Genomic DNA, 255 nt, shown 5'->3' with positions numbered 1-255 from the left:
CCCAGAAGGCGGACATCTGCCGGGCGATGGGCGCCGAGGCGATCATCGACCGCAACGCCGAGGACTACCGGTTCTGGAAGGACGAACACAACCAGGACCCGCGCGAGTGGAAGCGGTTCGGCAAGCGCATCCGTGAGCTCACCGGCGGCGAGGACGTGGACATCGTCTTCGAGCACCCCGGCCGCGAGACCTTCGGCGCAAGCGTTTACGTCACCCGCAAGGGCGGCACGATCGTCACCTGCGCCTCGACCTCCG

General features: G+C 67.8%; 1 protein-coding gene. It reads left to right on the top strand.

The window, feature by feature from the left end:
• Positions 1 to 255 (top strand): zinc-binding dehydrogenase (locus R6V09_RS54380; RefSeq protein WP_317888713.1); only part of this gene is annotated, 255 nt, incomplete at both ends.

This window comes from Streptomyces sp. W16, from assembly GCF_033194735.1.
Taxonomy (GTDB): domain Bacteria; phylum Actinomycetota; class Actinomycetes; order Streptomycetales; family Streptomycetaceae; genus Streptomyces.
This window is presented reverse-complemented; position numbering and strand designations above follow the sequence as displayed.